Origin of the sequence: Candidatus Pelagibacter communis, assembly GCF_012932795.1 — a bacterium.
In the GTDB taxonomy this organism is placed as follows: Bacteria; Pseudomonadota; Alphaproteobacteria; order Pelagibacterales; family Pelagibacteraceae; genus Pelagibacter; species Pelagibacter ubique_S.
Window position 1 is genome coordinate 1 of the sequence record NZ_LANA01000003.1, and the last position, 4,365, is coordinate 4,365.

Genomic DNA, 4,365 nt, shown 5'->3' on the forward strand with positions numbered 1-4,365 from the left:
CATCCACAACTTGCCATATTGGTGGATGAGGTTCTTGTTTTGGTTTTGGTACAACACTTATTTTTTTTATTTCATTTGTTGCTGTATCTAAAAATTTTTCACTAGGCGGACTCATATCATGTTGCCAAGTAAAATTTGGTGACGGGTAAGTATAAAATTCACCTTTATGACTAAAAAATTCTTCAGTCCAAGCTTTTTTCATAATTGTTAAAGATTCTTCAAATAATCTAAAATTTTTAGCTTGATCTTTTAGATCAGCCTCTTTGTTCATGTTAATAGCTTCTCTTCCATAAATTCCTCTACCAATACCTACGTCAACTCTTCCCCCAGACAATTGATCTAATAAAGCTATGTCTTCAGCCAGACGGATAGGATTATGAAATGTAATTACATTGCAAGCTTGACCAATTCTAATTTGTTTAGTTCTTGCAGCTGCATCAACCCCCATCATCAAAGGGTTTGTGCAGGACTCCATACCTTCGTGATTGAAGTGATGTTCCGTATACCAAATAGAGTCCCAATTATTTTCATCACAGTAAGTAGTGATTTCTTTGGTTTCATTTAATAATTGATTGTATGGTTTATGATCCCAATTAGTAGTGTTACAAAAATATCCAAATTTCACTCAAACCTCCTTAAATAGTTAAATTTAAAGACGACTGATCCCACTTTCGTATACTCCTTGGTACCCTTTAAACCCAGTAAAACGACGAGTTATGTATCTATCTTTTATTGTTCTTACCTAAGATTAGCACAAACCCAGAAAATTAACATGTTTTTAACATGTTCTACAATCCAATCCCTAAAGGAATAAATAAGTAGGACCCTAAACAGATCCGGTTTTTCAATGTTTTTTAAACCCCCTATGCTCCTTTTTGTGTATTAGGTTCGCTTATATCTAGTCTTTTTAAGCATTTTTTATTTTTATTATTTAAATATAGATTTAGTTAGGGTAAATTTTTTTACAATAAAATGCCAAGTAGAAAAAAAGAAAGATTTAAATATAAAAAAAAACCCTTTAATTCAATTGGTTTTATACTGGCATTTATAGTTTTAATATCTTTATTTTCAGAAACCACAAGAACCAAACCGGCTGGATCAAGTGAATATTTTGATGAGTCTTTCAAAACTGTTCCGAAATTAAATTTAAAGACACTAGAAGTAAAATTATTAAATAATTTTTCTAAATTTAATGAAGAACCACAATATGTCTATAAAGAAAAAACAGCTGTCGCTAAAATGAACAGTAATCGAGAAAATTTTATTTTAAAGTTAGTAGACACTTATTTTGTTTTGAAAAAGAAGATGCAAAATAAAGAAACAATAGTGGATGAAAAAAAATCTCTCATTGATAATCAGACTGTGAAAAACCTAAAAGATTTAAAATTAGGCTATCAATATGCAAAAGAACAATTTAGTGCAGGAAATATTAATGAAGGTATTAATATAATAGAAAAATTGTCTAGGATTTATCCAGGAAATATAAAAATTAAATTAGATCTGCTTGCAATATATAAAGAAGCGAATTTAAAAAATAAAGCTATAGTTTTAATTGAAGAAATTAAAGCAAATGATAATACTACTGAGGAAAATTTAAAATTTGTTAATAAATTTGAGTCTTCGCTTATTGATAGTTTTGCGCATCAAAAAAAATCCTCACCTAGTTTAGTTTCATATATGAAGGAAATTAGTCAACTTTCAGAAAGCTTATCTCAAAGAAGTATTAAAAATGAAAATGTTGCTAAGACAATTGTCTCTTATGGTCAAATTTTACAAAATCCAAAAAATTTAAAACTTAACTATAAATATGCCAAACAGCAGTTTAAGGCGGGAGATATTAATGAAGGAATAGCAACTATTAAAAGAATGAGTAAAGTTTATCCAGATGATATAAAAATAAAATTAAATTTACTTTCAATTTATAAACAAGAAAATTTATTTAATGAAGCCTTGACTTTGATTGATGAAATTAAAGATAATAAAAACACAACTAAAAAACAATTAGAAATAGTAAATCAAATTGAATCGTCTTTTACTTTTGTACATAGTGAACCTGCAAAAAAAAAACAACCATGGATGTTATCAGCAAGAGTATCTTTTGGAATAAACCAGGATAACAATGTAAGTAGTGTTTCATCAACTAGATTACAAAGTAGCGAAAACGTTATTTCTGGATTTAATGATGCTAAATTTGATCATACCTTTACAAAAGGTGTGGGAGTTACGGGTTTTAAATTTTTTGGAAAAAATTCATCTTTAATGATTAATGCCAACGCTGGAAATGCAGACCAAGATGTAGGGACAGGTGATTATGATAGTTATGGAATGATTTTTTCTTTAAATACTTATTTAGGATCTCTAAACCTTGCTCCATATTTAATGTTAAGTAAGTATGAAAATAAATTTAGTGCTGAAATGCTTTCTTATTTATTAGGCTTAGACGTAACTATTCCAATTACTGATCGTAATGATTTTAGTTATGGATATTCTTTTAGTGATACAAAGTATGATCAAAGTTCGAGTTATACTTCAATGGCAGATAATAACACAAACAGTAATAGTTTTTCTTTAGGCCACGCTTTTTTCAAAAATGAAAAAATTTCAACATCTACAAGCCTTACATACACAGACTCAGATTCTGTTGTAGACGCTGGAAATGATTATGATTCTTATGAATTAGGATTAGGTTTAAATTTTGCTTATCCTTGGGCCTATATATCTATAGGTAATACTTTAAATTTTAGTGATTATAAAACGGTTGATACATCTATTAATTCAAATTTAAAAAGATCAGGCACAGTAAATACTGTTGATATTTCAATGAGCAAAGCTTTGGGAGATTTTTTTCCTTCTTTAGATCCTAAAAAAAATTTAACAATGAATATTGCATACGAAAAAATCTTTTCAGAATCTAATATAATTAATTATGATTACATTTCTAACTCATTATCATTTGGAATTTCAAAATCTCTTAACCTTAATAAACAATAATAAAAGAAAATTAAAAAAGTAGGTTCACTTCATAGTTGCACAAAAAATCTTACAAAATAAAATACAAATATTTAAAATTAAAGATTTTTATAATAAACTTAATAAATGAAAAAATTTATAGCACCTCTAATTAGTTTAATTTTTTTAGTAAATATCTCAAATGTTAAAGCTTTTGAATTGCCAGAGCTTCATGCTGCTGAAGAAATTGAAATTGAGATAAGCACTGGTGCAAGCACAAGTTCATCAACCTCAGTAGGTGGTGCAACATTAAATACAGAGGCATCTGCTGAAGCGAGTGCTGAAGCTGGGGCTTCAGTAGAGGTTACAAGTTCAAGTGTTGCTGCTGAGGCAGGCGCTTCAGTTGGAGCCGAGGCAGGAGCAAGCGCTGAAATAGGTGGTGTGACGGCTGAAGCAGGTGCATCTGCAAGTGCTTCTGTTGGAGCAGAAGCATCAGCAGAAGTAACAGATACAGCGGTTATTGCAGAAGGAGGGGTAAGTGCTGAGGTAAGCGTAGAAGCAACAGCGGGAATTTCAGGAAGTTTAAATGATGAAACAGATGCGAGTGTAGGAGCTGGAGTATCCGCAACTGTAGGAGCTGGAGCTGAGGCATCAGGAATGGTAGGATTAAATGATGGTCAACTAGGTGCTGAAGGAGGAGCGGAGGCTTATGCAGGTGCTGCTGTTGAAGCTACAGCAGAAGCGGAAGTCGATGGAAGATATGGAGGTGGTGGTGCAGGTGCTGGAGTATCAGCCGGAGTATCAGCTGGTGCCGAAATAGGTGGTGGAGCAACCGTAGGAGCAGATGGTGTCGTTGGAGCAGAAATAGATATAGGAGCAAGGTTATTAGTTGGCGCCGAAGTAAGTTTATCAGTTGAGGTTGATACTTTTGCTATTGCAAAAGATGTTTATTCTACTGCTTATGATGCAAAACCAATAGAGGGCACTCTCCAAGAGGCTAGTAAATATACAACATCAAAAGAAGCAAAATTTGTTAGAAAAATAGTAGACGGTCAAGCAAAAGCATTGGGAGTTAAAAAAGAATTAGATGCAGTTGGTAATGTAGTAAACGCAGCAGCTAAAGGAAAAATTCAGGAAAAATTAAAAATTGCAGAGACTAAAAAACTAGTTGTAGCATTAGTTAGTAAAAACACTGAAGCTAAAGCGTTAACAAAAAAAGCTAGCATAGCTAAGGAAGTAGCAAAACAAGTTGGAAAAGAGGCGCAGTTAAAAGCTGAAAGAATTGCAAATAAAACTGCAGCAGCAGCTCAAAGGCAAGCAGAAGAAGCCGCCGAAGCTGCAGCTAAAAAAGCAGAGGAAGCTATAAAGGAAGCTGAAGAAGCAGCCGCTGCTGCTAAAAAGAAAGCTGAAGAAGCC

The 4,365-nt window shown here is 32.2% G+C and carries 2 protein-coding genes and 1 pseudogene; 2 read left to right on the top strand and 1 reads right to left on the bottom strand.

The window, feature by feature from the left end; genetic code table 11:
• On the bottom strand, positions 1-625 hold a 625-nt coding region (locus tag VP91_RS06865; RefSeq protein ID WP_169036717.1), incomplete at its 3' end, for an LLM class flavin-dependent oxidoreductase.
• A gap of 347 nt (positions 626-972) precedes the next feature.
• Here VP91_RS06865 and VP91_RS06870 point away from each other — a divergent pair.
• Together VP91_RS06870 and VP91_RS06875 are read left to right on the top strand one after the other, a co-directional pair.
• Positions 973-2,991 (top strand): hypothetical protein, encoded by a 2,019-nt coding sequence (locus tag VP91_RS06870; RefSeq protein WP_169036718.1) that lies wholly within the window; start codon positions 973-975, stop codon positions 2,989-2,991.
• Positions 2,992-3,096: 105 nt separating this feature from the next.
• Positions 3,097-4,365 (top strand): annotated as a pseudogene (locus VP91_RS06875) (hypothetical protein); the annotation flags it as partial.